This window comes from Microbacterium sp. Leaf203 (genome assembly GCF_001421275.1).
GTDB lineage: Bacteria > Actinomycetota > Actinomycetes > Actinomycetales > Microbacteriaceae > Microbacterium > Microbacterium testaceum_A.
Genome location: NZ_LMKF01000022.1, coordinates 1,559,936 through 1,583,822, shown reverse-complemented (window position 1 = coordinate 1,583,822; position 23,887 = coordinate 1,559,936). Strand labels below are relative to the sequence as shown.

The 23,887-nt window shown below is 70.7% G+C and carries 21 protein-coding genes; 4 read left to right on the top strand and 17 right to left on the bottom strand.

Translation table 11 applies throughout. The features are described 5' to 3' along the window. Positions 1 to 11: 11 nt before the first annotated feature. The 3 genes from ASE56_RS08590 to ASE56_RS08580 form a co-directional block, all read right to left on the bottom strand. Positions 12 to 572, bottom strand: a complete 561-nt coding sequence (locus ASE56_RS08590; protein ID WP_056227302.1) for a YceI family protein — start codon at positions 570 to 572, stop codon at positions 12 to 14. Positions 573 to 722: 150 nt separating this feature from the next. Further along, entirely contained in the window at positions 723 to 1,088 is a 366-nt protein-coding gene (locus ASE56_RS08585) for an FKBP-type peptidyl-prolyl cis-trans isomerase (protein ID WP_013583439.1), read from the bottom strand. Positions 1,089 to 1,261: 173 nt separating this feature from the next. Continuing rightward, a complete protein-coding gene (locus tag ASE56_RS08580) occupies positions 1,262 to 2,422 on the bottom strand; it encodes a PrsW family intramembrane metalloprotease (RefSeq protein ID WP_056227299.1) in 1,161 nt (386 codons plus the stop codon). 83 nt (positions 2,423 to 2,505) lie between these two features. Here ASE56_RS08580 and ASE56_RS08575 point away from each other — a divergent pair, with 83 nt between their 5' ends. Then, entirely contained in the window at positions 2,506 to 3,372 is an 867-nt protein-coding gene (locus tag ASE56_RS08575; RefSeq protein WP_056227296.1) for a fumarylacetoacetate hydrolase family protein, read from the top strand. A gap of 63 nt (positions 3,373 to 3,435) precedes the next feature. Here ASE56_RS08575 and ASE56_RS08570 read toward each other — a convergent pair whose 3' ends face one another. The 4 genes from ASE56_RS08570 to ASE56_RS08555 form a co-directional block, all read right to left on the bottom strand. Continuing rightward, the gene (locus ASE56_RS08570) at positions 3,436 to 4,899 is read right to left on the bottom strand and encodes an aspartate ammonia-lyase (RefSeq protein ID WP_056227293.1); all 1,464 of its coding nucleotides are present in this window, start codon (positions 4,897 to 4,899) and stop codon (positions 3,436 to 3,438) included. Between the two features lie 190 nt (positions 4,900 to 5,089). Further along, complete coding sequence (locus ASE56_RS08565; protein WP_056227289.1) at positions 5,090 to 5,995, bottom strand: phosphodiesterase; 906 nt, start codon at positions 5,993 to 5,995, stop codon at positions 5,090 to 5,092. 51 nt (positions 5,996 to 6,046) lie between these two features. Continuing rightward, positions 6,047 to 6,376 (bottom strand): hypothetical protein, encoded by a 330-nt coding sequence (locus tag ASE56_RS08560; RefSeq protein WP_056227286.1) that lies wholly within the window; start codon positions 6,374 to 6,376, stop codon positions 6,047 to 6,049. Continuing rightward, positions 6,376 to 7,593, bottom strand: a complete 1,218-nt coding sequence (locus ASE56_RS08555) for an inorganic phosphate transporter (protein ID WP_056227283.1) — start codon at positions 7,591 to 7,593, stop codon at positions 6,376 to 6,378. The genes ASE56_RS08560 and ASE56_RS08555 overlap by 1 nt, the downstream gene beginning before the upstream one ends. Before the next feature lie 210 nt (positions 7,594 to 7,803). Between ASE56_RS08555 and ASE56_RS08550 the strand changes: the two genes are divergently transcribed. Continuing rightward, positions 7,804 to 9,918: a S9 family peptidase gene (locus ASE56_RS08550; RefSeq protein ID WP_056227280.1), complete on the top strand. Its 2,115-nt coding sequence runs from the start codon at positions 7,804 to 7,806 to the stop codon at positions 9,916 to 9,918. Between the two features lie 184 nt (positions 9,919 to 10,102). On the opposite strand, the gene ASE56_RS08545 is transcribed toward ASE56_RS08550, so the two are convergent. From ASE56_RS08545 to ASE56_RS08525, 4 genes are all read right to left on the bottom strand, one after another. Then, positions 10,103 to 10,498, bottom strand: a complete 396-nt coding sequence (locus ASE56_RS08545) for a hypothetical protein (RefSeq protein ID WP_056227277.1) — start codon at positions 10,496 to 10,498, stop codon at positions 10,103 to 10,105. Positions 10,499 to 11,248: 750 nt separating this feature from the next. Beyond that, complete coding sequence (locus ASE56_RS08535; RefSeq protein ID WP_056227271.1) at positions 11,249 to 12,277, bottom strand: 6-phosphofructokinase; 1,029 nt, start codon at positions 12,275 to 12,277, stop codon at positions 11,249 to 11,251. 211 nt (positions 12,278 to 12,488) lie between these two features. Then, positions 12,489 to 14,648: a DEAD/DEAH box helicase gene (locus tag ASE56_RS08530; protein ID WP_056227269.1), complete on the bottom strand. Its 2,160-nt coding sequence runs from the start codon at positions 14,646 to 14,648 to the stop codon at positions 12,489 to 12,491. A gap of 269 nt (positions 14,649 to 14,917) precedes the next feature. Continuing rightward, entirely contained in the window at positions 14,918 to 17,332 is a 2,415-nt protein-coding gene (locus tag ASE56_RS08525; RefSeq protein ID WP_056227266.1) for a cation-translocating P-type ATPase, read from the bottom strand. 130 nt (positions 17,333 to 17,462) lie between these two features. Here ASE56_RS08525 and ASE56_RS08520 point away from each other — a divergent pair, with 130 nt between their 5' ends. Continuing rightward, complete coding sequence (locus tag ASE56_RS08520; protein WP_056227263.1) at positions 17,463 to 18,830, top strand: MFS transporter; 1,368 nt, start codon at positions 17,463 to 17,465, stop codon at positions 18,828 to 18,830. 170 nt (positions 18,831 to 19,000) lie between these two features. Here the strand turns inward: ASE56_RS08520 and ASE56_RS08515 are convergent, their stop codons facing one another. Genes ASE56_RS08515 through ASE56_RS08495 form a run of 5 tightly spaced genes read right to left on the bottom strand, consistent with a single transcriptional unit; the run spans position 19,001 to position 22,173 of the window. Then, positions 19,001 to 19,945 carry a bifunctional riboflavin kinase/FAD synthetase gene (locus ASE56_RS08515; RefSeq protein WP_056227260.1) on the bottom strand — a complete coding sequence of 315 codons (945 nt, stop codon included), beginning with the start codon at positions 19,943 to 19,945 and terminating at the stop codon, positions 19,001 to 19,003. Further along, a complete protein-coding gene (locus tag ASE56_RS08510) occupies positions 19,942 to 20,361 on the bottom strand; it encodes a hypothetical protein (protein ID WP_056227257.1) in 420 nt (139 codons plus the stop codon). Before ASE56_RS08510 ends, ASE56_RS08515 begins: the two co-directional genes overlap by 4 nt. A gap of 50 nt (positions 20,362 to 20,411) precedes the next feature. Beyond that, a complete protein-coding gene (locus tag ASE56_RS08505) occupies positions 20,412 to 20,780 on the bottom strand; it encodes a hypothetical protein (protein WP_056227254.1) in 369 nt (122 codons plus the stop codon). After that, positions 20,777 to 21,670 carry a tRNA pseudouridine(55) synthase TruB gene (truB, locus tag ASE56_RS08500; RefSeq protein ID WP_056227249.1) on the bottom strand — a complete coding sequence of 298 codons (894 nt, stop codon included), beginning with the start codon at positions 21,668 to 21,670 and terminating at the stop codon, positions 20,777 to 20,779. The genes ASE56_RS08505 and truB overlap by 4 nt, the downstream gene beginning before the upstream one ends. After that, positions 21,670 to 22,173 (bottom strand): hypothetical protein, encoded by a 504-nt coding sequence (locus ASE56_RS08495; protein ID WP_056227246.1) that lies wholly within the window; start codon positions 22,171 to 22,173, stop codon positions 21,670 to 21,672. The genes truB and ASE56_RS08495 overlap by 1 nt, the downstream gene beginning before the upstream one ends. 184 nt (positions 22,174 to 22,357) lie before the next feature. Between ASE56_RS08495 and ASE56_RS08490 the strand changes: the two genes are divergently transcribed. After that, a complete protein-coding gene (locus tag ASE56_RS08490) occupies positions 22,358 to 23,236 on the top strand; it encodes an A/G-specific adenine glycosylase (protein ID WP_056227243.1) in 879 nt (292 codons plus the stop codon). Positions 23,237 to 23,388: 152 nt separating this feature from the next. On the opposite strand, the gene rbfA is transcribed toward ASE56_RS08490, so the two are convergent. Continuing rightward, positions 23,389 to 23,880, bottom strand: a complete 492-nt coding sequence (gene rbfA, locus ASE56_RS08485; RefSeq protein ID WP_056227240.1) for a 30S ribosome-binding factor RbfA — start codon at positions 23,878 to 23,880, stop codon at positions 23,389 to 23,391. Between the last annotated feature and the right edge of the window lie 7 nt (positions 23,881 to 23,887).

Below are 23,887 nucleotides of genomic sequence, written 5' to 3'. Positions count from 1 at the left end.
CTGCGGAGCGATCACGCCTGGAGCGAGAGCTGCAGGTCGAGCTCGATGGTGACGTCCTTGCCGACGAGCACGCCACCGGTCTCGAGGGCCGCGTTCCAGGTGAGGCCGAAGTCTTCGCGGTTGATGACCGTCTTGGCGGTCGCACCGGCCTTGTAGTTGCCCCACGGGTCGGTGCCGAAGCCGCCGAAGTCGAGGGCGAAGGTCGCGGGCTTGGTGATGCCGCGGATGGTCAGGTCGCCGTCGACGAGAAAGTCGCCGTCCTCGAGGCGGACACCGGTGGAGCGGAAGTCCATCGTCGGGTAGGTCTCGACGTCGAAGAACTCCGCCGAACGGAGGTGCTGGTCGCGACCCTCGTCCTTGGTGTCGACCGAGGTGACGTCGACGGATGCCTCGACGGTGGCCTCGAGGGGGTTCTCGGGAGCGACGATCGTGGCGCTCTTCATGCCGAAGGTGCCGCGCACCTTCGAGATCATCATGTGGCGCACCGAGAAGGTGACCTCGCTGTGCGAGGGGTCGAGCACCCAGGTGCCCGCCTTGTAACCGGGGATGTCGAGGGCGGTGGTGTCAGTCATGTCACTCCTAAAGGTCTGGGGAGCCGTATCGGCGTCCTGCCGGGGTCCAACTCCCATTCACACGAATGTATTCCACGATCGAGGAAAACAACGAACCCGAGGAGGCCGCAGCCCCCTCGGGTTCGTGAACAGACGATGAAGAACGGCTGATCAGCCGACCTTCAGCAGGTCGATGATGAAGATGAGGGTCTTTCCCCCGAGGAAGTGCCCGCCGGCGGGACCGTAGGCCAGGTGCGGCGGGATCACGAGCTCGCGGCGTCCGCCGACCTTCATGCCCGGGATGCCGTCCTGCCAGCCCTGGATCAGGCCGCGGAGGGGGAACTGGATGCTCTCGCCACGACCCCACGAGGAGTCGAACTCTTCACCCGACTCGTACTCGACACCGGCGTAGTGCACGGTGACGGTGTCGCCGGGCTTCGCCTCGTCGCCGTCGCCGACGATGATGTCGCGGATGACGAGGTCGGAGGGGGCGGGGCCGCTGGGAGCGTCGAACTCCGGCTTGGTGCGATCAGTCATGACTCCATCCAAGCACGGACGCGCCGCCCGCGAGCCCCCTGGACAATCCGGCCGGAGAAAGACTCAGCGCCCGGTGCCGCGGCGATGCCTGCGTGTCTACCGGGCGCTGAGTTGGCCTACATTGATGGTGCTCCCGCGCCGCGATGCTGTCAAGACCCCCTCTCCGGCTCCCGTCAGGGGCGGAGCAGCGCCGCGCGGGCGGCGGTCGTGCGCTCGAGCAGGTAGCGCTCCGTGGCGGGGGCGTTCGGGTCGCGTCCCGACAGCGAGCGCTGTCTCGCGGCGGCGAGAGCCGTGGCATCCGCGATGAAACCCTTCATCACCGCGGCGCGGTCCCCCGGCAGGGTCCGAGACCACGCCAGGGCCGACCGTCGACCCGGGCCGGTCGCCAGCATGTCCACCTCTTGAGGGGTGAACCACCCCGCCGCGGCGTACTCCCCCAGCCGGGCCCTCGTCAGCCGGGACTCCTCGCGACGCAGAGCCAGGATGCCGAGGATGAACAGCACGAACAGTGGCACCTGCAGCGCGGCGTACACCTCGAAGAAGTCGAAGAAGGTGGCCGAACCGTTCCACAGCGCGTGCAGAACGATCGCGCCCAGCAGGCCCGGGACGCCGTAGCGGAGCGCGGCCCCCGCACGCAGCCCCTGGCGCGCGGCGAGGCCGAAAGCGAACCCCGTGAGGCTCGTGAACATGACGTGGGCGAACGGCGAGAGCACGGCACGCAGGAAGAACGTGCTCGCGACCTGCGCGGGGCCGCCCTCGAGGTAGCTGATCGCGAAGTACTGCACGTTCTCGGTCAGCGCGAAGCCCGCCCCGATCAGCGCACCGTAGACGATGCCGTCCACCGGACCGTCGAAGGCGCGACGGGCGAAGGCGAAGATCAACAGCACCCCGAGTCCCTTGGCGACCTCTTCGACCAGGGGCGCCTGGATGACGCTGCTCACGGCGCCCGGAAGGGGCCCCGCGGCGAGCGTGATGACGAGATCGACACCCAGAGCGATCGCGACCGAGGCGATCGCACCCCACGCCACCGCGAAGACGAGAAGACGACGGGGCTCGGGTTCCCACCGGTCGATGTAGCGCACGGCGAACCACACGATGACGAAGGGGATGACGGCCAGGACGAGCCCGATGAACGACGCCGCCGTGCCGAGGAACGCGGTGAAGTAGCGCACCAGCAGCGCGAGGAGGGGCACCAGCAGCACGGCGACGATCCACAGCGCCACGCCTCCGCGTCGCGAGCCGGGCGGGGTCGCCGACACCGCCGTCTGGGGAGCCGTCGTGATGCGGGGCGGCTCGGCGGATCCGGGCCGCGACAGCGGCGAGGGGGAGGTCATGCGCACAGCCTAGGGGTGGCGGACGACACGGCATCCGGGGCTTGCAGGCTCCCCCACCGCGCCGAGCCCGGTAGCGTGGAGGCATGCGCTTCGCCCACGTCCGTGCACAGGAGGGGGCGGAAGCCCCCCGTCTCGTCAGCGTCCACGGCGGGGAGTTCTCGTTCGTCGACGAGTTCTTCGCCGGTGCCCCGCGCACCCTCGAGCAGCTCATCGCCGGCGGCGACGACCTGCTGGCGCGCGTGCGCGACGCTGCGGCGAGCGCCCCGCGGCATCCCCTCACCGGCATCCGGTACGCGTCCGCGGTGCTCGCTCCGCCCTCGATCCTCGCCGTCGGCCTCAACTACGCCGCGCACTCCGGCGAGCTGGGTCTCAAGACCGACGCCGGTCCGACCGTGTTCGTGCTGTGGCCGAACTCGCTCACCGCGCACGGCGAGACCACGTCGTGGCCGCGCTCGCTCAGCGAGGCCGTCGACTACGAAGCCGAGCTCGGGGTCATCATCGGGCGTCCCGGCCGCGACATCTCCGAGGAGGACGCGCTCGACCACGTCTGGGGCTACACGGTGGTCAACGACGTGACCGCGCGCAACATCCAGTTCTCCGAGGCTCAGTGGTCGCGCTGCAAGTCGTTCGACGGCTTCACCCCCACCGGTCCTTTCGTCGTGACCGCCGACGAGATCCCCGACCCGCAGGACCTGCACATCTGGACCGTCGTCGACGGCCACACGGTGCAGGATGCCAGCACCGGCCAGATGGTCCGCTCGGTCGCGACCCTCATCAACAAGCTGTCGGAGTCGGCGACGCTGCTCCCCGGCACCCTCATCTCCACCGGCAGCCCCGGAGGTGCCGGTTACTCGCGCGACCCGCAGATCTTCCTGCGCGACCGCTCGACCGTGACCGTCGGGATCGACGGTATCGGCGAGCTGACCACTCACTGCCGCATCCTCGACTGAGGTCGGCACGCACGACGAAGGGCCGGGACGATCGCGTCCCGGCCCTTCGATGTTCTCGAGGGCTCAGCCCTCGACGACACTGTCTGCCGCGCGCACGATCGGGATCGCGGCCGTCACCGCCTGCAGGCCGGAGAGACGGGCGGGAGAGATCTGCTTCATGACCTCGTCGCGCGTCATGAGTCCGGCCTCGACGACCAGGTCGGCGACGTTGCGGTGCGTGAGCAGCGCGGTCTTGGCGAGGGCCGCCGCGGCGGCGTAGCCGATGAACGGCGTCAGCGCCGTGACGACGCCGACCGACGAGCCCACCATCGCGCCCAGACGCTCGCGGTTGGCCGTGATGCCGTCGACGCAGTTGACGCGGAGCGTCCACATCGCCTGGCGCATCCACGTGATCGACTGGTAGATCGAGTGCGCGATGACCGGCTCGAAGGCGTTGAGCTGGAGCTGACCGCTCTCGACGGCCATCGTCACGGTCATGTCGGCGCCGACCACCGAGAATGCGACCTGGTTCACCACCTCGGGGATGACGGGGTTCACTTTGCCCGGCATGATGCTCGAACCCGCCTGGCGCGCGGGGAGGTTGATCTCGCCGAGGCCCGCCTGGGGGCCGCTCGACAGCAGACGAAGGTCGTTGCAGATCTTCGACAGCTTGACGGCGTTGCGCTTGAGCGACGACGAGAACGACATGAAGGCGCCGGTGTCGCTCGTCGACTCGACGAGGTCGGTCGCCGTCTCGAGATCCAGGCCGGTGATCTGGCGCAGGTGCCTGAGCACCGCTCCCCCGTAGCCGGCGTGGGCGGTGATACCGGTGCCGATGGCGGTCGCGCCCATGTTGATCTCGTAGAGCAGGTACGCGTTCTCGGTGAGGCGGTTGTAGTCCTCGCCGAGCGTCGTCGCGAAACCGTGGAACTCCTGACCGAGAGTCATCGGCACGGCATCCTGCAGCTGCGTACGCCCGACCTTGAGGACGTCATGGAACTCTTCCGACTTCGACAGGAACGACTGACGCAGGAGCTTGAGCTCTTCGAGCAGGCTCTGGAGGGTGAGCGCGAGCCCGATCTTGATCGCGGTCGGGTAGACGTCGTTCGTGGACTGGCTGCGGTTGGTGTCGTCGATCGGCGACAGGAAGGCGTAGTCGCCCTTCTCGCGCCCGGCCATCTCGAGGGCGATGTTGGTGATGACCTCGTTGGCGTTCATGTTGGTCGAGGTGCCGGCACCGCCCTGGATGACGCCGACGGTGAACTCGTCGTGGAATTCGCCGTCGATCACGCGCTGGGCGGCGCGATCGATGAGGTCGGCCTTCTCGTGGTCGAGCACGCCGATCTCGCGGTTGGCCCGGGCCGAGGCCTGCTTGACCATCGCCAGGGCCCGCACGAGGTCGGGGTACACCGAGATGGGTCGCTTGGCGATCGGGAAGTTCTCGAGCGCTCTGGCGGTGTGGATTCCCCAGTACGCGTCGGCGGGGATCTCGAGGGATCCGAGGGAGTCGGTCTCGGTACGGGTGCGCGTCATTGCGTCCAAAGCCATGTGGGGGTCCTCGTGGGTGTCATGGTGAAGAGGGATGCCACGAGCCTAACGAGCGGGACGGTGAGGGCCGGTGGACACGGCGGCCGGTCGCCTCATCCGCACCATCCGCCACGTCTATTGCCGGTGGTCGAGGAACTGTCGATGCCCGACGGATTGCCGCCGAGCGGTCGTCCGAGTCGGCCGTGACCGGTCATGACGAGCGCTTGCGCGAGAACGTCTCGAGGCGTTCCTCGGGGGTGAGCTGCGCCATGCGCGCCGTCCACTCGGGGGTGAAGAAGCCCGAGGCCTCGTCGTCGACCACCGGGACGACGGCGTGCGTGATCGTGTCGTCCCAGACGTGGACCAGGTGGAAGGAGCGTCCGGCATCCATCCCGTTCACCTCGTCGGCGGGGCGCGCGAGATCCATCGTGTAGCAGGAGGCCGAGGCCACGCTCACCGGCACCCCGGCGAAGGTACCGGAGGTCGAGTAGTGCAGGTGACCGGCGAGGATCGCCCGCACGTCGCTCCCCGCGATGGCCGCCGCGAGACCCTGCTGATCCCGCAGCTCGAGGATGTCGAAGAACGGGATGTGCGACGGCAGCGGCGGATGGTGCAGCGCCAGGATCGTGCCGAGTGGTGCCGGGGTCGACAGTTCGGCGCGCAGCCAGTCGAGCTGCGCCGCGTCGAGGTCGCCGTGGTGCCACCCGGGCACCGTGGAGTCGAGCGCGATGAGGCGCAGCCCTCCGAGGTCCCACACGCCGGTCACCGGCTCCTGCGTCGGCTCGCCGTCGAGGAGACCTTCGCGCAAGGCCGGGCGCTCATCGTGGTTGCCCGCGACCCACACCACGGGGGCCCCCAGGCGCTCCGCCCACGGCTCGACCTCGGCGCGCAGCACCCGATAGGCCTCGGGCTCGCCCAGGTCGGTCAAGTCGCCGGTGAACACCACGGCATCTGGTCTCACCCCCGTCGCCTCGGCGGCCTCGAGCGTGCGCCGCAGGTGGCGCGCGGTGTCGTAGCGATCGCCGAGCAGGCGGTCGCCGGCCAGCAGATGCGTGTCGCTGAGGTGGAGGATCACGCGCGCGGCGGGCGCGTGCTGACCGAACTGCACGGATGCCATGTCCTCAGCCTAAGAGGGGCCTCCGACATCCGCCGCCGCGGCGTCGGCCGCTCAGTGGTTGAACAGGATGAGCAGCAGCGCACCCAGCACGGCGGCGGCGCACACCGCGAAGCACGCGTAGGCGCCCACGAGCGCCAGCCGCTTCTGTCCGTCGCTGAGCGGGTTCTTCTGCGCGGCCTTCACCACCGCCTTCTCGGCGCGGCGTTTCTGCTTGTCGGAGAGCACGGTGATGGCATCCGTGAACTCCGCCGGAGAGACCAGGGGCGGACGCCCGCCGGTCACGAGCAGGCGCAGACCCAGCGAGTAGAACGTCACGACGATCGAGGCGCCCACGATGGCCGCGACGAAGACCTGGAGGAAGGCTTCCCAGTTGATCAGCATCAGGCGTCCTTTCCGGCCTTGTCGCGCTCGAGACGGCGCTGGCGACGCGTCGGGCCGGGCTTGCGCGGCACCTTGACCGCGGCGCCGGAGTCGGCGACCTCGCTCATCGCGTTGGCCGAGGTGACCGAGTCGCGACGCGAGCGCAGGAACAGGCCGAGGATGATGACGACGGCGATCACCGCGTCGACGGCCACGCCCCAGCCGCCCAGCCAGACGACGATGAGGGCCGCGGCGGCGCCGACGGCACCGGCGGCGGGGAGCGTCAGCACCCAGCCGATCATGATGCGACCGACGGTGTTCCACCGCACGGTCGATCCGCGGCGGCCGAGGCCCGAGCCGATGACGGATCCGGATGCCACCTGGGTGGTCGAGAGTGCGAAGCCCAGGGCGCTGGAGGCGAGGATCGTCGCCGCGGTCGAGGTCTCGGCCGAGAAGCCCTGCGCGGGCTTCACGTCGGTCAGGCCCTTGCCGAGGGTGCGGATGATGCGCCAGCCGCCCATGTAGGTGCCGAGGGCGATCGTCAGGGCGCACGCGAAGACGACCCAGAGCTGCGGGTCGGGGTTGGCCGAGGACTGCCAGCCGACCGTGATGAGGGCGAGGGTGATGACGCCCATGGTCTTCTGCGCGTCGTTCGTGCCGTGCGCCAGCGCGACCAGCGACGAGGTGAAGATCTGGCCCCAGCGGAAGCCGTCGCGGCCGTCGGCCTTCATGTCGTAGCGGCGGGTGACGCCGTAGGCGATCTTCGTCACGACGAAGGCGATGATCCCGGCCGTGAGCGGCGCGATGAGCGCCGGGAGGATGACCTTGCTCAGCACCACCCCGGTGTCGATCGCCGACGCGCCGACGCCCACGAGGGTCGCGCCGATCAGGCCGCCGAAGAGGGCGTGCGACGAGCTCGACGGCAGGCCGAGCAGCCACGTGAGCATGTTCCACGTGATTGCGCCGATGAGGCCCGCGAAGATGATGGGCGGGAAGATGTCGGGACTGAGCTGCTCCTCGCGGATCATGCCGCCCGAGATCGTCTTGGCCACCTCGGTCGACAGGAACGCCCCGACCAGGTTGAGGCTGGCCGCCAACAGGACCGCGACCTTCGGCTTCAGCGCACCCGTCGCGATGGGCGTGGCCATCGCGTTCGCGGTGTCGTGGAATCCGTTGGTGAAATCGAAGAACAGTGCCAGCGCGATGACCAGCACGATGATGAGGGCTGCGCTCTCCACCGTTCGCTTTCCGTGAGAAGGAAGAAGGGATGCCGACGGGATCGGCGCGACGAACGAAGAGTTCACCTGGAGTTCGACACCTGTTCATCGGTGTCGCCTCGACATCATTTCACCGAGGGGCGCGGCGGTCAAACTTGCCCGGCGGCCGGGGCACGGCATCCCGTGTCTTCTCTGCGGACCGATGGCTCAGGGGCGCACTACCGTGGAACGGTGACCGATCTCGACCCGAAGCCCACCCCACCCGTTGCCGACCGCCGCCCCGTCGCGCGCACGCATCACGGGGACACCTTCGACGACCCGTACGAATGGCTGCGCGCGAAGGACGACGCCGAGGTGATCGCGCACCTCGAGGCCGAGAACGCGTACACCGCAGAGCGCACCGCTCACCTCGGGCCGCTGCGCGACGCGATCTTCGGCGAGATCAAGGGGCGAACGCTCGAGACCGACCTGTCGGTGCCCGCCCGTCGCGGCGACTGGTGGTACTACGGTCGCACGGTCGCCGGCGCGCAGTACGGCATCCAGTGCCGCGCCCCCCTCGAGTCCCCCGACGACTGGACCCCGCCCACCCTCTCGCCCGGCTCCCCCGTGCCCGGCGAGCAGGTGCTGTTCGACGGCAATGTCGAGGCCGAGGGCACCGACTTCTTCTCGCTCGGGAGCTTCGAGATCTCGAACGACGGCACGCGCATGCTCTACGGCATCGATGTCGCCGGCGACGAGCGCTACACCGTGCGCCTGCGCGACCTCACCACCGACGCGACGCTCGCCGACGAGATCCCGGGGACCTTCTCGGGGGCGACGTTCTCTCCCGACGGGCGCTTCATCGTCTACACCACGGTGGATGACGCCTGGCGCCCCGACACCGTGTGGCTGCACGAGATCGGCACGCCCGTCGACGACGACGTGAAGCTCTTCCACGAGCCCGACGACCGCTATTGGGTCGGCGCCGACTTCACGCGCAGCGATCGGTACCTGATGATCGAGATGGGCTCGTCGATCACGAGCGAGGAGTGGATCCTCGACGCCGACGACCTCCGCGGTGAGCCCCGCGTGGTGTGGCCGCGGCGCGAGGGCGTCGAGTACTCCTCCTCGCACGCCGTCGTCGACGGCGAGGACGTGCTCTACGTCCTGCACAACGACGGCGCGCTCGACTTCGAGCTCGTCCGGGTGTCGGCATCCGATCCCCAGGGCGCCCGCGAGACCGTGATCGCCCATCACCCCGGCCACCGTCTGCTGGGCGTCGACACGTTCCGAGACTGGGGCGTGGTCGGCTACCGCCGCGACGGCCTCGCCCGCCTCGGCTTGCTGTCGTACGCCGACGGCGCCGTGACCGAGATCGCGTTCGACGAGCCGCTCTACAGCGTCGGCACGGGTGGCAATCCCGAGTACGCTCCCCCGGTGCTGCGCCTGGGCTACGGCTCGTTCGTCACCCCCGGCACCGTGTACGACTACGTCGTCGAGACCGGCGAACTGCTGCTGCGCAAGCGCCAGCCCGTGCTGGGCGGCTTCGACCCCGCCGACTACGGCCAGGCGCGCGTCTGGGCTCCCGCCGACGACGGCACGCAGGTTCCGGTGTCGCTCGTGTGGAAGCGCTCGTTCGGCGAGCCTGGCGATGCCCCTCGCCCCGTGCACCTGTACGGCTACGGCTCGTACGAGCACTCGATCGAGCCCGGGTTCTCGGTCGCCCGCCTGTCGCTGCTCGACCGCGGCGTCGTCTTCGCCGTCGCGCACGTGCGCGGGGGCGGCGAGATGGGCCGGCAGTGGTACGAAGACGGCAAGATGCGCGCGAAGCGCAACACCTTCACCGACTTCGTCGCCGCGGCACGGCACCTCGTCGACAGCGGCTACACCACCCCCGACCGCATGGTCGCCGAGGGCGGCAGCGCGGGCGGCCTGCTCATGGGCGCCGTGGCCAACCTCGCACCCGAGCTGTTCGCCGGCATCCTGGCCGACGTGCCGTTCGTCGACGCCCTGACAACGATCCTCGACCCCTCGCTGCCGCTCACGGTGATCGAGTGGGACGAATGGGGCGACCCCCTGCACGACGCCGACGTCTACGCCTACATGAAGTCGTACTCCCCGTACGAGAACGTGCGCGAGGGTGTCGAGTATCCCCGCATCCTCGCGGTCACCTCGCTCAACGACACCCGCGTGCTGTACGTCGAGCCCGCGAAGTGGGTCGCCCGCCTGCGCGAGGTCGGCGCCGACGCGATGCTGAAGTGCGAGATGATCGCCGGCCACGGCGGCGTGAGCGGTCGCTACAACGCCTGGCGCGAGCGCGCCTTCGAGCTCGCGTGGCTCCTCGACGTGCTCGGCCTCTCCGACTGACCCGCGCGCGGCGCTCTCGAACGCCCCGTCGCCTCGCGCGGCGGGGCGTTCGGCGCGTGTGGGGGCGTTCGCAATCGCTCCGTTGCCGACCCATGTCCCGATTTGTGCAGACCGTGTCCCACTTTTCGCTGTCTGCACATCGCGCAGGCGACCTTTTTCGGGACATGGGTCAGCGCGCATCCGCTCAAAGCCCCGGCCGCCAACCGGCTCTGATGAGCGCCTCGCGGGCGAGGGCGACGGCCGAGGCTCCTCCCTCTCGAAGGTGATGGTTCAGCACGCGCACGTGATCCCACCCCGCCGCCCGGATGGCGGTCCACCGGTCGGCATCTCGGGCGAACTGTCGCTCGTCCTCGGCGTGGACGCGTCCGTCGTACTCGACGGCGACCATCCATCGAGGGAAGGCGAGGTCGATCTCCGCGACGAACATGCCCCGCGAGTCGAAGATGTCGGCGTTGACCTCGGGCGCCGGGAGCCCGTTCCGAGCCCGCAGAAGTCGCAGACGTGTCTCTCTCGGTGACCGGACGCTGGGTCGGGCGAGGTCGACCGCCGCACGCAGGACACCGCCTCGAACGTCGCCCATCTCTCTAACCTCAGACCGCAGCTGCACTGCGTCGGCCATCGGCGTCCGCCCGCTCAGGAGCGCATCGGCCGCAGCGACCAGGTCATCAAGGGGCCAGAGCCGCCCGCACTATCTCCACGCCCGGACGGGGTTCTCGACCGGCAGGTCGAGCAGGCCGGCCGAGAACGCCGGTGCGCGCGCTTGCAGACGGTGGCCGACGACTCCTTGCGTCCGCGGCTCCCTCGCCGGTCGGTGCACGGAAACATGGATCCGCGGCACGTACGGCCACTCCGGAGTGCATACTCCCCGCAGAGCAAGCGCCGTCTCGTGGCTGAAGAACTGCCAGGGCATCAGGCGCGGCGCGTACACGAGGCACTGCTGGATCAGAGACGAGGGCGGAGCGGTCGTCGACGATCGGATGCCATGGAACGGCGAATCCAAATCTGCGGCGCGCAACCGAGCACGCGTCACCCCCAGCTCAACGGCGGCGCCGACGGAGAAGTGCTCGGAAAGCTGGTCAGGCAGAAGTCGAGGACGCGGCATCCCTCAGCTTCTCGCCTCTGCCAGCCCCATCCACGGTTGTCCACAGGCCACCGCGCGAGAAGCCGGGCCGATGCCGCGACCATGTCCCACTTTCGGCTGCCTGGAAGGCGCCTAGGCAACCAAAAGTGGGACATGGCTCAACACAAACGGGGATATGGTCCGGGCCCCGCCGCAGCACGACGCCCCGCCCCGCACACGGCAGGACGGGGCGTCGCACCAGCAGCAGGCTCAGCCGAACAGCGCGGCGGCCTCCTCGTAGCGATACAGCGGGACGCTGTTGAGCTCGCCGAGGGCGTCGGCGAAGGGGACGCGCACGATGTCGGTGCCGCGCATCGCGACCATCTGGCCCCAGGCGCCCTCGTGCAGCGCGTCGGCGGCGTGCAGGCCCAGGCGCGTCGCGAGTACGCGGTCGAAGGCCGACGGCGAGCCGCCGCGCTGGATGTGGCCGAGCACGGTCGAGCGGGTCTCGATGCCGGTGAGGCGCTCGATCTCGGGCGCCAGCAGCTCGCCGATGCCGCCGAGGCGGGGACGGTTGAAGGCGTCGAGGCCCTTGTCGCTGAACGCCTCGTCCATGCCCGTGAGCTTGAAGCCCTCCGAGACGACGACCAGGGGCGCGCGGCCGCGGTCGTGAGCGCGGGTGACCTGCTCGACGATCTCGTCGATCGACATCGGCACCTCGGGGATGCAGATCACGTGCGCGCCCGCGGCGATGCCGGCGTGCAGGGCGATCCAGCCGACGTGACGGCCCATGACCTCGGCCACCATGCAGCGCTGGTGCGAGTCACCGGTGGTGCGCAGGCGGTCCATGGCATCCGTCGCGATGTTCACGGCGGTGTCGAAACCGAACGAGTAGTCGGTCGCGCGGAGGTCGTTGTCGATCGTCTTGGGCACACCGAGGACGTTGATGCCGTCCTTCGACAGGCGGTCGGCCGCGGCCAGGGTCCCCTCGCCGCCGATGGCCAGGATGCCGTCGAGCCGGTGTCCGTACATCGTCTTGGAGATGTTCTCGGCGCCGCCGCGCGCCCCCTCGTAGGGGTTGGTGCGGCTCGTGCCGAGGATGGTGCCGCCGACCTTGGACAGGCCCTTCACCTCGTGACGCGTGAGCGGGAAGAAGTCGCCGTCGACGACGCCGCGCCACCCGTCGCGGATGCCGACGAATTCGATGTCGTAGTTGGTCGTGCCCTTGAGCACGACGCCACGGATGACCGCGTTCAGCCCGGGGCAGTCGCCGCCGCTGGTCAGGATGCCGATCTTCATGGGCAGAGTCCTCTGGTGCTGTGATTCGGGTGAAGGGGTCGGCGCCGTTGCCGTCTTCGACCTTATCGCCGCGGGCGGGACCGCTGCCACACGGTGACGGAGGGGCGCCGGATGCCGGGACCCCCGCGACCCCGCCGAGGGGCGAGCTCCTACCCCGGGAACGCAGGAACGCCCCGGCGCCGAAGCGACCGGGGCGTTCGTGCGGCGAGGATCAGGCCTTGCCGAGCGCCTGACGCAGCAGGTGCATGAGCGCCGACAGCTGCACCGAGTCGCTGGAGCCGGGCTCGATGGCCTGGCCGTCGAGGGCGCGAGCGGCGAGCCCTTCCTTCGAGTCGATGAGCTCCGCGATCTTCGTGTCGATCGTGTGCGCGGCGATGATGCGCCACGCGGTCACGGGTTCGCCCTGACCGATGCGGTGCACGCGGTCGATGGCCTGGGTCTGCTCCGCGGCGGTCCACGACAGCTCGGCGAGCACGACATTCGAGGCGGCCTGCATGTTGAGGCCGACGCCGGCGGCGGTGAGGGAACACACCGCGATTCCCACGTCGGGGTCGCTGTTGAACGCGTCGATCGCGGCCTGGCGCGCGGTGGAGGTCTGCTCACCGCGGACCGACACCGACTTGAGCCCGGATGCCTTGAAGTGGGCTTCCGCCGCGTCCATGACGTCGATGTGCTTGGCGAAGAACACGACCTTGCCGACCGAGCGCTGCAACTGCACGGCGTAGTCGGCGGCGAGGTGCGCCTTGGCCTGGCCGATGCGGCGGACCATCGTGAAGACGTTCTCGTTCCCCGAGCCCGCGGCCTTGGACTCCTCGAGCTCGCCGTGGGCGACGAGGCGAACGATGTCCTCGTCGATCTCTCCGGCGGCGAGACCGCGGTCCCCGCGCGCCTCGATGATCCGGTGGTATTTCGCCGCGAGGCGGGCGCCGAGCTCGCGTTCGGCCTGACGGATGGATCGCCCGAACTCGTCGTCCAATTCGACCGGGAGGTCGGCGACGAGCTTGTCGGGGAGGTCGGCGGCGACGTCCTTCTTCTTGCGTCGGACGATGCCCATCGAGATGACGGCCTCGCGCGCCTCGGGGTAGAACGCCTTGTCCGCGGGGGTCAGGCCGGTGGCATCCAGCTTCTCCATCAGCTCGGGACCGGGCTTCTCGCCGTTGGTCCAGCCGAGGAAGCGCCAGATCGCGTCGAAGTCCTCGACGTCGTTGATCAGCGGCGTGCCCGTGAGCGCCAGCATGAGCGGGTCGCGGGTCTGCTGACGGACGCGGGATGCCAGGGCCAGCACGTTCTGCGAGCGCTGCGACGTGAGGTTCTTGATGAAGTGCGCCTCGTCGACCACGACGCCCTTGAGGCCGATCGACGACAGCCACGACAGGTGACGGTCGAGGATCTCGTAGTTGACGATGAAGACGTCGGCGAAGGCGTCGATGTCGGCGCCACCGCCCGAGATGACGGTCGCGCGGCGCTGCGGCGTCCACCGCTGCACCTCGCGGGCCCAGTTCATCTTGACGACGTTCGGCACGACGACCAGCAGCGGATACGCGTCGGCGACGGATGCCGCGAGCACCGACTCGGCGGTCTTGCCCAGGCCCGGCTCGTCGGCGAGGAGGAACGAGCGGTGACCGGTGCGCACGGCCTCGAGGAAGCGCGACTGGTGCGGCATGACCTCGAGCCCGCGCGGCGAGAGCCGGTCGAACTCGGGGACGGGCGGCAGCTCCATGCTGGCCGCCGATCCTCCGGCGCCGGTCTCGAACGCCTTGTACAGCGGGCCCATGAGCTCCCAGCCGTCGAGGCGGCGACGCGGGGCGTCGCCGCTCGCGCGCGGCGTGAGATCGGGGGCGAGGAAGGGGTTGGACATCTGGCGCGCCTCGATCGAGGCGGGGACGACCTGCTTCTCGGCCAGCGCCGCCGGCACCACGGGGGCGATCTTGGGCGTGTTGTCGGTGATGATGAGCTCGTCGGGCGGGAGCTCGGCCCCGGACTCCAGCAGCCAGTCGCGGCGCATGCGGCGGGCGACAGGAGATGTGGCCTGGTCGACCTCGAGCAGCTGGATGAGCGAGGTGTCGCGCGCGGCGGTCTTGGCGAGGATCGTGGCGACCCCGTCGAGGCGCTTGAGCAGCTCGGCGCGCGCGGCGTCGGTGATCTCGGTGTCGGCCTTGACCCGGGCGCGCTCCTCGCGCACGAGGAACGCGATCACCTGGAACTTGACGCGATTGGTGGGCCCGAGCTTTCCGCGCTGCGCCTTCGCCTCGATCTCGCGCACCTTGCGGGCGAGAATCGGGATGACGGGTGCTTCGTCGTCTCGTCGGGATGACGTGGTCTTCCTGCGTCGTTGGCTCGAGCCTCGGGACGCGGTTGCCGTAGTCGGCATGCTCCTCCTGAGCGTGTCGTCCGGATGACAATCCGGAGCGTCCGGCGAATGCCGGTGGATCAGTGACCCCGGGAGTTCGTCGCTCGAACCGCCGCCGAAGAAGCGGTGTCGGCGACCCGCAACGCGTCTACGCCGGAACGGCTCGCGATGACAGCGGAAGTCGGGATCGCCACCATTCTAGCGTCCGCGAGCCGCATTCCGCGTGAGGGGTCGGAATTTCTCGCCGCGCGGGCCGCGAAACGACGCTCCGCGGCCCTCCCGCGTGGGGGTCAGACCGCGCGTCGCAGGCGCAGGCTGTTGAGGACGACGAAGACACTCGAGAACGCCATCGCGGCTCCCGCCAGCATCGGGTTCAGAAGTCCCAGCGCCGCCAGCGGCAGGGCGGCGACGTTGTACGCGAAGGCCCAGAACAGGTTGCCGCGGATGACGCGCATCGTGCGCCGGCTGAGCGCCAGGGCGGTGACGATGCCCCGCGGGTCGTCGCGCATGAGCGCCACGTCGCTCGCGTGCAGCGCGGCATCGGTCCCTCCGCCCATCGCGATGCCCAGATCGGCGGATGCCAGAGCGGCGGCGTCGTTGACCCCGTCGCCGACCATCGCGACGGTGCGCCCCTCGGCGCGGAGCGCCCGGATCGTCTCGACCTTGCCCTCGGGGAGGACGCCGGCCCGCACGCGGTCGATTCCGAGGTCGGCGGCGACCGCCCGAGCGACGTGCTCGTTGTCGCCGGTGAGCAGGATCGGCTCGAGACCCATCGCCTTCAGCTCGGCGACGGTCTCCGCGCTCTCGGCCCGGACGGTGTCGGCCACCTCGATCACGATCCGTGCACGCAGGGCGCCGTCGGTGTCGGCCCACCCGGCCACGACGACGGTGCCGCGCTGCTCCCCCGCCCTCACGGCGTCCGCCAGAGCGACCGGCAGTTCGGCGCCGAACTCGGCGGCCAGGGCCGGACGCCCCGCGAACACGCGAACTCCGTCGACGGTCCCCGTGACGCCGCGGCCGGGCAGGGCCTCGAGGGCGGTGGCGACGGGCCCGTCTCCTGCGGCGGCGACGATGGCGTGGGCGACGGGGTGCTCGGAGCCGCGCTCGACGGCGGCGACGCGCTCGAGGGCGTCAGCGGCATCCTGGGCATCGACGGTCGTGACCTGCGTGACGCTCATCCGGCCCGAGGTGAGGGTCCCGGTCTTGTCGAGCACGATCGTGTCGATGCGCTCGGCCGACTCCAGGGCCGCGGGTCCCGTCACGAGGATCCCGAGCTGCGCTCCGCGGCCGGTGCCGACGAGGATCGCGATGGGGGTGGCGAGGCCGAGCGCGCAGGGGCACGCGATGATGAGCACCGCGACGGCCGCGGTGAAGCCGGCGGCGACGGGTTGCCCCGCCAGCAGCCAGGCGACGAGGGTCGCGACGGCCAGGACGATCACGACCGGGACGAAGACGCCCGAGATGCGATCGGCGAGCCGCTGGACGCGGCTCTTGCCGAGCTGCGCGTCTTCGACCAGGCGGGCGATGCGGGCCAGGCGGGTCTGCTCGCCCACGCCGGTCGCGCGCACCAGCAGGCGCCCGCCCGCGGCGATCGTGCCGCCGGTGAGGATCGATCCGGGACCGACGTCGACCGGAACCGCCTCGCCGGTGAGCATGCTCTCATCCACCGAGGCTGTGCCCTCGAGGACCTCGCCGTCGGTGGCGACGGTGGCTCCCGGCCGGACGACGAACACGTCGCCCACGGCGAGGCGATCGACGTCGATGCGGCTCCCGTCCGCGAGCTCGGCCTCGCGGGCACCGAGGTCGAGCAGGGAACGCAGCGCTGCTCCCGCGCGGCGAGTGGAACGCTGCTCGATCACGCGGCCGAGCAGCAGGAACACCGTCACCGCCGCCGCGACCTCGAAGTAGACGACGGAGCTCGCGTCGTGCACGGGGCCGAACAGGGTGACCTCGTGCCGGATGCCGATCCGCCCGGCCGTCCCGAACACGAGGGCCCACACGCTCCACAGATAGGCGGCGAAGGTGCCCAGGGTGATCAGGGTGTCCATGGTCGCCGTGCCGTGGCGGGCATTGCGCAGCGTCGCGCGGTGGAACGGCCATCCGCCCCAGAGCACGATCGGCGTCGCGAGCACGAGCGAGACCCACTGCCAGCCGGGGAACTGCCACGCCGGGATCATGCCGAGGGCCACGACGGGGGCGGCCAACGCGAGCGACACCCACAGCCGCACGCGCAGCGGGGTGGAGCCCGGGGCGTCGGCGGTGTCGTGGACGTGGCCCCCGTGGTCGGAGACCCCGTGGTCGGAGGCCCCGTCGAGGGCGTGGCCGGTGGTGGCGTCGATGGCGCCGCCGGGAGCGGGAACCGCGACGGGATGCGGCGCGGGGGTGCCGGCATCCGGTCGCTCCTCCGTCGGAAGCGAAAGCGGGAGGGATGCCGCGGCCCCTGCGGTCGTGTCGCGAGACGAGGAGCGCGGACGCACGGTGGCGTCGTAGCCGGCGGAGCGCACGGCGGCGACGAGAGTCGCGGGGTCGAGGTCGGCCGGGTACCGGACCCGCGCGGTCTCGGTCGCGAGGTTGACCGCGGCCTCGACCCCGTCGACGCGGCCGAGCCGCTTCTCGACCCGGGCGACGCAGCTGGCGCAGGTCATGCCCTCGATGTCGAGCACGGCTTCGGCGGTCGACGTCGGGGAATCGGTGTTGTCGCGCATGGCTTCTCCTCCGGTCACTCCGTCCAGAACACGATACCCCCTGGGGGTATTCCGCGGGCGTGTCCCCCGACACCGGCGGAGATGCTGTCCACCCCGCGCGCGTGATCAGCGGGAACCGTACGCTGGGGCCATGGCCGAGACGATGACACGCGAGCAGCGGGTCGTCCTGTCGATCGCCGTCCTGGCCTCGTTCGTGTCGTTCCTCGACGGGACGGTGGTCAACGTCGCCCTCCCCGCGATCGCGGGCGAACTCGGTGGCGGACTGTCGACGCAGCAATGGGTCGTCGACGCCTACCTGGTGACCCTCGGCGCCTTCATCCTGGTCGCGGGATCACTGAGCGACGTCCTCGGACGCATCGTGGTGCTGCGGATCGGCCTGATCGGTTTCGGGCTCACGTCGGTGGCGATCGCCGCCGCCCCCACCGCCGAGTTCCTCATCGTCGCCCGCGCGTTGCAGGGCATCGCCGGCGCCCTCCTCGTCCCGAGCTCGCTGGCCCTGATCACCTCGACGTTCCGCGGGCCCGCTCAGGCCCGCGCGATCGGCATCTGGACCGGAGCGACGACCGTCGCCATGATCGCCGGGCCCCTCATCGGCGGCATCTTCGTCGACACGCTGTCGTGGCGCCTGGTGTTCCTGGTGAACGTGCTGCCCATCGCGGTGACCATGTGGTTGCTCGCCCGTCTCGGTCACCGCGATCACCGTCGGCCCGGCGCCCGCGTCGACATCCTCGGCGCGGTCCTGTGCGCTCTCGGCCTCGGCGGCATCGTCTTCGCCCTCATCGAGCAGCCGAACCTCGGCTGGGCGTCCCCCGTCATCTGGCTCCCCGGGGTCGTCGGCATCCTGTCGTTCGCGGGGTTCCTCCTGCGTCAGCGCACGGCGCGCGACCCGATGATGCCGCTCGACCTCTTCCGTTCGCGCAACTTCTGGGCGGGCAACCTCGCGACCGTCTTCGTCTACGCCGCGCTGTCGCTCAACGGCTTCGTGGTGAGCGTCTACCTGCAGCAGGGCGCGGGGCTGCCCGCCACCCTCGCCGGGCTTGCGTCGCTGCCGAGCACGGTGCTGATGATCCTGCTGAGCTCGCGGATGGGCGCCCTCGCGGGGCGCTTCGGCCCGCGCCTGTTCATGACGCTCGGGCCGATTGTGATGGCGGCCGGGGCTCTGCTGCTGTTGAACGTCAGCGGCGACTTCGACTACTGGACGCAGATCCTGCCCGGCGTCGTCGTGTGGGGCCTGGGGCTCACCGCCACCGTCTCACCGCTCACCGCGGCCGTGCTCGGCGCCATCGACACCGAGCGCTCCGGCATCGCCTCGGCCGTCAACAACGCCGTCTCTCGCGTCGCGGGGCTCCTGGCGATCGCGGCCGTCTCGGCGGTCGTGGGCGGCTCGCTCGACCTCGGCGGCTTCCACCGCGCGGCCGTCTTCACCGCCGCGCTGATGCTGCTCGGGGCCGCGGCGTCGTTCCTCGGCATCCGGAATCACCTGTCGCGGCCGGACTGACGCGGGCGCGGCGGGGTGTTCCGGGGCCGCTCGGGCGCGGTGCGGAAACACCCCGCAACCGTCGTTCGCAGGTGGCCCCGGGGTCACGTCCACCGCCCCGCGGCCACGTCCACCGCCCCGGAGCCGCACAACGCGCCCCGAATCCACCCAGCCCGGCCCCGGCCCGCACCTCAGCGCAGGATCGCCCGCGCCCGCTCCACGTCGTCCGCCATCTGCACGAGCAACGCGTCGATGCCGTCGAACGCCGTCATCTCGCGCACCCGCTCCACGAAACGCACCTCGACGTGGTGGCCGTACAGGTCCAGCCCGGTCTCGTCGATCACGTACGCCTCGACCTGCCGCGCGTGCACGTCGTCGAAGGTGGGATTGGTGCCGACGCTGATCGCGGCCGGGTAGCTGATGCGCCGAGCCCCGTCGACGTCGACGAGCCAGCCCGCGTACACGCCGTCGGCGGGGACGAAGCCCTCGAGGTCGGGCGAGAGGTTCGCGGTCGGGTAGCCGAGCTCGCGGCCCCGCTTGAGCCCGTGCACGACCTCGCCCCACACCGAGGGAGCGCGGCCCAGAAGGCGCGCGGCCGTCGCGACATCGCCCGCCGAGAGGGCCTCGCGGATCCACGTGGATGACACGCGCCGGTCGGCGTGGACGGCCCGCACGTCGTCGACCACATCGACGCGGAACCCGTGCTCGGCTCCCATGCGGACCAAGAGGTCGGGTCCGCCCGCTCCCCCGGCGCCGAAGCGGAAGTCACGGCCCACGAGCACCGTGCGCGCCTGCAGCGCCTCCACGAGCACGGCGAGCACGAACTCGTCGGCCGGGATCACCGCGAGCTCCTCGTCGAAGGTCAGCAGCAGCGTCGCGTCGACGCCGGCGCGCTCGAGCAACTCGAGCTTCTGGTGCGGCCCGATCACGTCGGGGGGGCACTTCTCGGGGCGGAGGATGCTGAGCGGGTTGCGGTCGAACGTCACCGCGACGACGCGTGCGCCGTCGGACGCGTCGATGCGTGCACGATCGATCACGGCGCGGTGGCCGGCGTGCACGCCGTCGAACTTTCCGATCGCCACCACCGAGGGCCCGAAGTCCGCCGGGACCTTGGAGGGATCGCGGAAGACGATCATCGCGTCGCCCGGCGATGGCGCGTGAGCCACCAGAGCCCGAGGAAGGGCAGCACCAGCGGGATGAACAGGTACCCGTAGCCGTAGACCGACCACACGGTGGGGTGCTGGAACAGCGCGGGAAGAACGAGGCTCAGGGTGCCCACGACGAGCACGCCCACCAGCTCGAAGCCGATCGCGATCCAGGCGACGCGGTACCACGCGGGCCGCGCCGAGAAGACGAGCGCGAGGGTCGCGAGGATGTACACGACGGCGGCGAGAGCCGACAGCGAGTACGCGAGAGGGGCGTCGTCGAACTCGCGCACGATCTGCACGAACGAGCGGCCCGTGGCCGCGAGCGCCATGATGCCGTAGACGACGACGAGGACACGGCCGATGCCGGTCATCCCCCGGGAGCGGGTGGGAGTGGTGGATGCCATGACCTGTCGATTCTAGTTCGCCCGCGCCGTGGCCGAGCGGCGGTGCGCCCTCACGCCAGCTGCACGGTCCAGATGATGTGCATGCGCCACACCATGACCGCGACGGCGAGGGCCGCGACGCCCATGATGACGGTGCTCCAGCGGCTGCGTTCGATCAGCGCCCACGCGGCTCCGGCGACCGGGACCAGGGCGGCCGACACGAGGTAGGTCCAGAACTCGAGCAGGCTGCCCGAGGGTGGGTTACCCGCGAACGGCGAGATGATCGCGACGACGATCTGCACGATCAGCAGCAGCTCGATGAGGGCGAGCGAGCCGACCGTCACGTCTCCCGGCCGGCGTCCGATGAGCCCCGCGGTGATGGCGACGAGACCCGCGAGCACGGCGATGCCCACCTGGGCGAGCGTGAACCACAGGATCATCGGGCGGCCTCCTCGGGCATGTTCATGACGCTCTTCACCTGCGTGCCGCGTTTCTCGACGACGCCGATCAGACGCCCCTCGGGGTCGATCGCGGCCGCGACCGCGCCGGTCAGGCGGCCTCCCCCGTCGATGCGCTTGCCGTGCCGCAGATCTCGTGCCTCGTCGTCGCCCACGGCGAGGACGCCCATCACGACGGCGGCCGCGGTCGCGGGCGCGACGAGGGCGTCTTCGGCGATGTCGTCGACGGATGCGGCGGCGACGACGTCGAACGCCCCGATGCGCGTGCGACGGAGAGCCGTGAGGTGCCCTCCGACGCCGACCGCGCGCCCGAGGTCGCGAGCGAGAGCGCGGATGTACGTGCCGCTCGTGCAGTCCACGACCACATCGAGCTCGATCGTGCCCTCGCCGCGGCGCGTCTCGCGCACCTCGAACCGCGAGACCGTGACGCTCCGCGCCTTCAGCTCGACCTCTTCGCCGACGCGCGCGAGGTCGTAGGCGCGACGGCCCGCGACCTTGATGGCCGAGACGGTGCTGGGCACCTGCTGGATGTCGCCGGTGAGGTCGGCGATGCCCGCCGCGATGGCCTCATCGGTCACGGCGGCGACGGCAGCGGCATCCGCCCTAGCCGTTTCGACACCGTCGGCGTCGTCGCTGTCGGTGGCGACTCCGAGCAGGACGGTGGCCTCGTAGGTCTTGTCAGCGCCGACGATGTAGGTCAGCAGGCGGGTCGCGCCCTCGACGCCGAGCACAAGCAGGCCCGTGGCCATCGGGTCGAGCGTGCCGGCGTGCCCGATCTTGCGGGTGCCGAGCGCGCGCCGCGCCCGCGACACGACGTCATGGCTGGTGATGCCTCCGGGCTTGTCGACCAGGAGGATTCCGGGACGCACCATCAGCAGAAATCTCCGAACACCTGCACCGGGTGCGAGGGGTCGGAGTTCTCGACGATGACGGATGCCGCCACGCGGGGCCGCGACTCGCTGAGGTAGTGCTTCTCGGCCTCCGGAAGCTCCGGGCGCGTAGCGCCGATGGGCGGGTTGCTCTCGAGCCAGACGGAGAAGTTGTAGAGCGTGCGCAGCTCGGCGGCGTGCAGGAAGCGGCCCGATACGACGAGCACCGCATCGGCCGGCGCGGCCGGCGAGTCACCGAAGGGCTCACCCGAACGGAACGGCGCGACGAGGCGCTCGCGCACGTCGTCGGCGTGGTCGGCGAGGTTCTCGCGGAACACCGCGGTTCCCTCGGCCTCGATCGCCGCGGCGAACGCGTCGGCGAAGGTCGAGGCGGCCTCGGCGTCGAGCGCATCGATCGCGACCACCACGCGCCCCGCGCGGGCGTTCTGCCGCATCAGGTCGCGCAGGCTCCGCTGCAGGGTCTCGACGGGGTTCTCACTCGACATGCCTCCAGCCTACTTTCGACCGCCGACACCGGACCGCTCCCGCCACCGCGCGAGGGCCCCGCCGCAGCGCCCCGCGGCATGCGCGAACGCGATGGCGCGCAGAAACGCGAGCAGCCCGCGTTCACGCGCGCGAACAGCGTTCACGCGTGAAGTTCGGCCCCGCTGACGACCGTAGGCTGGACGGATGCCAGGACTCGCCGCCCCGCTCATCGCGTGGTACCGCGACGCGGCCCGCGACCTCCCCTGGCGCCGCGAGGGGTTCGGGGCGTGGGGCACGCTCGTCAGCGAGTTCATGCTGCAGCAGACGCCGGTGAACCGCGTCGTCCCGCACCTCGAGGCGTGGCTGACGCGCTGGCCGACGCCCGCCGACCTCGCCGCCTCTCCCCCGGGCGACGCCGTCACGCAGTGGGCGAACCTCGGCTATCCGCGCCGCGCGCTGTGGTTGCACCGCGCCGCCGTCGAGATCCGCGATCGTCACGACGGGGTCGTTCCCCGCGACGTGGAGGCGTTACTGGCCCTCACCGGGATCGGCGACTACACCGCGCGGGCTGTCGCGGTCTTCGCGTACGGCGATCGGCATCCGGTCGTCGACACGAACACCCGACGCGTGCTCGCCCGCGCCATCGAGGGTCGCGCGCAGCCGGGTCCGCCGCACCGCCGCGACCTCGAGGCGATGGAGGCAGAGCTCCCCGCCGACGTCGCCGAGTCCGCGATCGTCAACGCCGCCGCGATGGAACTCGGCGCGATCGTCTGCACCGCCCGCGCGCCGAAGTGCGAGGCGTGCCCCCTCGCGACGCAGTGCGCGTGGCGGGCGGCCGGGTACCCGGCATCCGAAGACCGCCGACGAAAACAGGCCACGTACGAGGGCAGCGATCGCCAAACCCGTGGGGCGGTGCTGAAGACCCTGCGCGAGGCTGCGCCCGCGGCCGTCCCGGCGTTCGCCGTGATCCCCCAATGGCCGGATGCCGCGCAGCGCGACCGCGCCATCGACTCCCTCATCGCCGACGGCCTCGTGGAAGCGGCCGATGAGCATCTGCGCCTGCCGGGCCACCCGGCATCCTGAAATCGAGTCCGGTCCGACGCCCGCCGCCCTGATCCCGCCCTCGAACCGGCACGTCGCTCTTCTCGTCCCGAGGATCGCGGTCCGGATGCCATGGCAAGACGAACGGCCGGACTCCGCCGATGTGGCGGGGTCCGGCCGTGTCGTGTCGAGGGTCAGGCGCGCGGGGCGTCTTCCTCGTCGAGGTCGTCGTCATCCTCATCGTCGTCGACGTCGTCCTCATCGTCTTCGTCGCGCGGCTTGACGTACGGGTCGGCGTCGCCGGCGTACGCGGCCGAGGCGGCGAGACCGGCGACGGACTCGTCGCGCTCGCGCGCTTCGCGCAGGAGGGCTGAGATGTGGTCGGCGTTCTCGGGGATTCCGTCGAGGATGAACTCGAGCGACGGCGTCAGGCGCGTGTTGAGGTTCTTGCCGACCTCGCTGCGCAGCATGCCGGTCGCCGACTTCAGCGCGGCGGCGGTGTCGGCGCGGTGCGCCTCGTCGCCCATGACGGTGTAGAACACCGACGCGTGCTGGAGGTCACCCGTGACCCGCACGTCGGTGATGGTGACGAATCCGAGCCGCGGGTCGCGCAGCCCCTTCTCGAGACGCTCGGCGAGCACCACGCGAATCCGGTCCGCCACTCGGGCCTGTCGTTCCCCTGCCACTGCCTTC

Excerpts from the sequence above, each read along its gene's own strand:
- ASE56_RS08590 (WP_056227302.1), bottom strand. The coding sequence starts at position 572 with ATGACTGACACCACCGCCCTCGACATCCCCGGTTACAAGGCGGGCACC.
- ASE56_RS08585 (WP_013583439.1), bottom strand. The coding sequence starts at position 1,088 with ATGACTGATCGCACCAAGCCGGAGTTCGACGCTCCCAGCGGCCCCGCC.
- ASE56_RS08580 (WP_056227299.1), bottom strand. The coding sequence starts at position 2,422 with ATGACCTCCCCCTCGCCGCTGTCGCGGCCCGGATCCGCCGAGCCGCCC.
- ASE56_RS08575 (WP_056227296.1), top strand. The coding sequence starts at position 2,506 with ATGCGCTTCGCCCACGTCCGTGCACAGGAGGGGGCGGAAGCCCCCCGT.
- ASE56_RS08570 (WP_056227293.1), bottom strand. The coding sequence starts at position 4,899 with ATGGCTTTGGACGCAATGACGCGCACCCGTACCGAGACCGACTCCCTC.
- ASE56_RS08565 (WP_056227289.1), bottom strand. The coding sequence starts at position 5,995 with ATGGCATCCGTGCAGTTCGGTCAGCACGCGCCCGCCGCGCGCGTGATC.
- ASE56_RS08560 (WP_056227286.1), bottom strand. The coding sequence starts at position 6,376 with ATGCTGATCAACTGGGAAGCCTTCCTCCAGGTCTTCGTCGCGGCCATC.
- ASE56_RS08545 (WP_056227277.1), bottom strand. The coding sequence starts at position 10,498 with ATGGGCGACGTTCGAGGCGGTGTCCTGCGTGCGGCGGTCGACCTCGCC.
- ASE56_RS08535 (WP_056227271.1), bottom strand. The coding sequence starts at position 12,277 with ATGAAGATCGGCATCCTGACCAGCGGCGGCGACTGCCCCGGGCTGAAC.
- ASE56_RS08530 (WP_056227269.1), bottom strand. The coding sequence starts at position 14,648 with ATGCCGACTACGGCAACCGCGTCCCGAGGCTCGAGCCAACGACGCAGG.
- ASE56_RS08525 (WP_056227266.1), bottom strand. The coding sequence starts at position 17,332 with ATGCGCGACAACACCGATTCCCCGACGTCGACCGCCGAAGCCGTGCTC.
- ASE56_RS08520 (WP_056227263.1), top strand. The coding sequence starts at position 17,463 with ATGGCCGAGACGATGACACGCGAGCAGCGGGTCGTCCTGTCGATCGCC.
- ASE56_RS08515 (WP_056227260.1), bottom strand. The coding sequence starts at position 19,945 with ATGATCGTCTTCCGCGATCCCTCCAAGGTCCCGGCGGACTTCGGGCCC.
- ASE56_RS08510 (WP_056227257.1), bottom strand. The coding sequence starts at position 20,361 with ATGGCATCCACCACTCCCACCCGCTCCCGGGGGATGACCGGCATCGGC.
- ASE56_RS08505 (WP_056227254.1), bottom strand. The coding sequence starts at position 20,780 with ATGATCCTGTGGTTCACGCTCGCCCAGGTGGGCATCGCCGTGCTCGCG.
- truB (WP_056227249.1), bottom strand. The coding sequence starts at position 21,670 with ATGGTGCGTCCCGGAATCCTCCTGGTCGACAAGCCCGGAGGCATCACC.
- ASE56_RS08495 (WP_056227246.1), bottom strand. The coding sequence starts at position 22,173 with ATGTCGAGTGAGAACCCCGTCGAGACCCTGCAGCGGAGCCTGCGCGAC.
- ASE56_RS08490 (WP_056227243.1), top strand. The coding sequence starts at position 22,358 with ATGCCAGGACTCGCCGCCCCGCTCATCGCGTGGTACCGCGACGCGGCC.